4 protein-coding genes are annotated in these 4322 nt (G+C 63.8%); 1 reads left to right on the top strand and 3 read right to left on the bottom strand.

What is annotated here, in order from left to right; genetic code table 11:
• On the bottom strand, positions 1-560 hold a 560-nt coding region (locus R1101_RS0116970), incomplete at its 3' end, for a GAF domain-containing protein (protein ID WP_016934563.1).
• Between the two features lie 765 nt (positions 561-1325).
• Here R1101_RS0116970 and R1101_RS0116965 point away from each other — a divergent pair.
• Positions 1326-1898: a peroxidase-related enzyme gene (locus R1101_RS0116965; protein ID WP_016934562.1), complete on the top strand. Its 573-nt coding sequence runs from the start codon at positions 1326-1328 to the stop codon at positions 1896-1898.
• A gap of 521 nt (positions 1899-2419) precedes the next feature.
• Here R1101_RS0116965 and R1101_RS0116960 read toward each other — a convergent pair.
• Positions 2420-3100 (bottom strand): response regulator, encoded by a 681-nt coding sequence (locus R1101_RS0116960; protein WP_016934561.1) that lies wholly within the window; start codon positions 3098-3100, stop codon positions 2420-2422.
• Positions 3097-4322, bottom strand: a 1226-nt coding sequence (locus R1101_RS0116955) for a sensor histidine kinase (RefSeq protein ID WP_016934560.1), incomplete at its 5' end; no start/stop codon positions are given. The genes R1101_RS0116960 and R1101_RS0116955, both read right to left, overlap by 4 nt.

Here is a 4322-nt window from a genome sequence, read left to right as displayed (position 1 = left end):
CGATCCGACTCGCGTGCCCCCTCGAGCAGGCGTGCCTCGATGTCCCGGACGGCCAGTGCGAGGAAAGGCACGAAGAGGGGATTGGCCGTCTTCTCCGTCGAAGTGATGTCGAGAATGCCTTCGATTCTGCGCGTGACCGGATGCACGATCGGGTGACCGTAACAACTGAATTGCCTGAACGGTTCGAGGAAATGCTCGTCGCCGTGAACGATGAGGCCTTGACGTACTTCGAGCGGGGTGCCCAGCGCATTCGTGCCGTATGTCTCTTCGGACAGTGCGACGCCTGGTAGTACCCCGACATCCTCCATTGCGGATCTCATGGCGTCCGAGTCGAACATCCGCGAGACGACGCAGCAGTTGCGGTCGACGAGGAGGATTCCACATTCCGTACCTGCCAGTTGTATCCGGAGGTCGTCGAGCACCGGTCGGGCGGCCCGTAACAACCGCCCTGCCGAATCCGACGGGTCGAGAAGAGTGGGCTCGGGCACTCGTGCCGGATCGATACCGCTGAGCTGCGAGCGCTTCCAGGACAGTTCGATCTCCGGGCGCAAGGTGTGCATCGCCCTTCTCCTTCCAGTTGCCTCCGGTCGACCGGTTCTGGTGACAGCGCGAGGTACCGAGTCTGCAAATCCTGCTGATTACCGTCACAGGGAGTCCGCCGACCGGACGTCCGGACCGATGGATGTGCGGTCGAATCGGTCGGTGTCGCCCATTCGTCATCGCGTGTCCTCTCCGTGCTCCGGTCCGATGCAGAAGGAAGGGGCCCGCGCCGACCCCTCCAACGTACCCACACAGATGTGATGCAGGTAATAGTGGTCGACCCCAGGTTTCGGCAACTGTCCGGATTCTGAACACTTGAAGCGAACGGTGCGGGGAACAGTGGCCATGTCGGTGCCCCACTCGCCGAGGAGGGGGAAGGCGCACCGACCGCCGCGATCGCGATGCGTTCGTTCACGTTGCGGACCCAGGTATCCGACAAGTGGAGTGCCGGACGTTCGGGATCGACTGGGCGATGATTCCGAATCGATCTCGAATCACGTTCCGCCGGTACCGCATTCTTTGAACGAGAGAGGTCTTCGATGCCTGGCTGAGCGGACGCACAAACCTGGATCTCGTGGGAGGGCTGCTGCACGGCCGGTCTTCGTGATTCCTGCCCAGGTTCGGGTGTGCCGACCCACCGCTTCCTTCCGCACGGTTGCCAGGGTGGGCCATGTCGATCCGCGCGTAGTGCCGTCATGGTTCACGGTTGGGGTGATGTCCACGCCTGCCCGGATTGCGAAAGGCGACACTTGAAAGTTCGGTTAATTATGATTAACTTTCTGGCTATGAGTGAACGCTACCCGCTTCCCGAACTCGCGGATCTGCCCGAGGACATCGTCGAGCGCATCCTCGAGGTACAGGACAAGTCGGGGTTCGTGCCGAACGTGTTCCTGGCCTTCGCGCGTCGTCCCGCCGAGTGGCGAGCGTTCTTCGCGTATCACGACGCGATCATGCTGCGCGAGGAGTCGGGACTGACGAAGGGTGATCGCGAGATGATCGTGACGACCATCTCCGCCGCGAACAAATGTCTGTACTGCGTCGTCGCGCACGGAGCGATTCTCCGCGTCTACGAGAAGAAACCGACTGTCGCCGATCAGGTCGCAACGAATTATCTCCTCGCCGACATCACGCCACGTCAACGTGCGGTGCTCGATTTCGCTACCAAGGTCAACACGCGTTCGCACGAGATCTGCGATGACGACTTCGAAGCCCTGCACGCACACGGCCTCACCGATGAGGATGCATGGGACATCACGGCGATCACCGCGTTCTTCGGGTTGAGTAACCGCATGGCGAGCGTGACGGGGATGATGCCCAACGTCGAGTTCTACACGATGGGACGCACACCTCGGGCTTGACGGGCACGCCCGTCGAGAAAATCCTCGATTCGAACTCGGTTCCATGGCAGAAACCGCGCCGACGCGTTGTGTAGGGCCCCTGTCGTATTACTCTGGATGCGAAGGCATTCGGCGCCTCTTTCGAAGAGGGTCCTTTCGACTTCACGGATGCGTGGTGCCAGTGCCGAGTGCGATGCCCGGCCCCGCTCGCTGAGAAGTACCCGCACCTTGCGGCGACCATGGGGGCATCGCACAGACTATTCGAGACCGCGACCGGGAGCACGACCACCCCCACACACACGGGGTTGTCGGTGTAGGGACCGACGTAGGAGCAGGTGACATCCTGCCCTGCCCTGCGTACCGCTCGACTCTGGGCCGAGGAGTTGTGGCTGCGCCGCTTCGCACTCGGTAGCGGGATGAGAAAGGTCGAGATCAAGGTATATCCCGCACGGCACGTCGCGGCTCCGTCTTTCCAGCAGGACCTGCTCGCCCGCGCGGTCGAGGAAAGTGTCGACGAACGCCCAGCAGTGTGGTTACTACGTTCACGGCTCGAAACGGTATCCGCGTCCGGGTTCGGTAAGCAGGTAGCGGGGGTGGGCGGGGTCCGGTTCGAGCTTGTGGCGCAGTTGAGCGAGATAGACGCGTAGGTAGTGGGTTTGAGTGAGGTAGGACGGTCCCCACAACTCGCTCAGCAGTTCGCGGTGGCTGACGAGTGTGCCGCGGTGAGCGACCAGGATTTCGAGCAGTCCCCATTCGGTGGGGGTGAGGTGGACGTCGGTACCGTCCCGGGTGACTTTTTTCGCCGCCAGGTCGACGGTGAAGGCGTCGGTTTCCACCACGGGGGTGGAAGGAGCCGGGGAGGCGCTGGCCCGTCGGGCGGCAGCTCGGATCCGGGCGAGAAACTCTTCCATCCCGAAAGGCTTGGTGACGTAGTCGTCGGCTCCGGTATCGAGGGCGGCGACCTTGTCGGCGGCGTCGGTACGAGCGGAGAGGACGATGACCGGGGCAGAGCACCAACCGTGGAGACCCGCAAGGACTTCGATGCCGTCGAGGTCGGGCAGACCCAGGTCGAGCACGATCACGTCGGGCTGTTGGTGTGCGGCGGCACGAAGAGCGGTACGTCCGTCGGCAGCAGTGTGCACTTCGTATCCGCGGGCAGCGAGGTTGATGCGTAATGCGCGAAGGAGCTGGGGGTCGTCGTCGACGACGAGGATGCGGGTCACGGGTGGACCTCGACCGGTGCGGCGGCGAGGTCGACGACCATGGTGGTGCCGCCGCCGGGCGTGTCGGTGGTAGTGAGACTTCCCCCCATGACCTCGACGAATCCGCGGGCGACGCTCAGACCGAGTCCGGCGCCGCCGGTGGCACGGTGATCTCCTGCCCGGGGGAAGGTATCGGTGTCCTTGTGGTGAAGGCCGGGGCCGGTGTCGGCGATGGTGAGGACCGTGCGGCCGTCGGAGGTGATGGCTTCGACGCGGATCGGGCTGGTGGGGGCATAGCGCAGTGCGTTGTCGAGAAGGTTGGCCACGACCCGTTCGAGCAGTGCGCCGTCTGCAGCGACCGTGGTCTCACCGACGTCGATGTGAATGCGTTCACGGATTGTGCGTGAGAGCTCCGACTCTCCGTTCGTCAGGGTGAGGAGGGCTCGGTGGATCACCTCGTCGAGGTAGACCGGAGTCACCACGGGCGTGATGACTCCGGCTGCGAGCCGGGACGAGTCGAGCAGGTTCGATACCAGAGCGGTGAGCTGATCGGTGGATTCCTCGATGGTCGCGAGCAGTTCCGCGGTGTCCTCGGGGGAGAACTCGATATCGGTGCTGCGCAGGCTGGAGGCCGAGGCTTTGATGGCAGCCAACGGGGTTCGCAGATCGTGGCTCACTGCAGAGAGCAACAATCGCCGTAGACGATCGGTTTCGGCCAGAGACGACGCATGGGAGGCTTCTGCGGCAAGTTCTTGCTGCCGTACCAGTGCGGCGGCCTGTCCGGCCACAGCGGTGAGGATCCGCCGGTCACGCGCACGTAGTTGTGGTCCGGCGAGTAGGAGAGCATAGGCGCTGTCGTCGACCTCGCAGGCGGTGTCGGCGGCGTGCAGGGACATCGGTGGCGCCGCCCCGGCCGTCCCCAGCACCGTGGGTGAATTACGGTCACTGCGAAGGAGACTGACACCGTCCTGGGTGTACGTTTCCCGGACTTTCTCGAGTAACTGGGGGAGATCGGCACCCCGCAGCACGGCGCCGGCGAACGAGGCGAGCAACTCGGCTTCCTGGGAAGCGAGCCGGGCTTCGCGCGCCCGGGCGGAGGCGGCGTCCACCAATGCGGCGACGGCCACGGCAACGACGAGAAGGACAACGGTGGTGACGAAATTGTCCGGCTCGGCGATGGTGAAGCTGTAACGCGGCTCGGTGAAGAAGAAATTGAGCAGCAGTCCCGACAGCAGGGCCGCAA

It is taken from the genome of Rhodococcus sp. R1101 (assembly GCF_000278445.1).
Classification (GTDB): domain Bacteria; phylum Actinomycetota; class Actinomycetes; order Mycobacteriales; family Mycobacteriaceae; genus Rhodococcus; species Rhodococcus gordoniae.
Note: the sequence above shows the minus strand (reverse complement) of the source record. Positions and strands in the feature narration are given on the sequence as shown.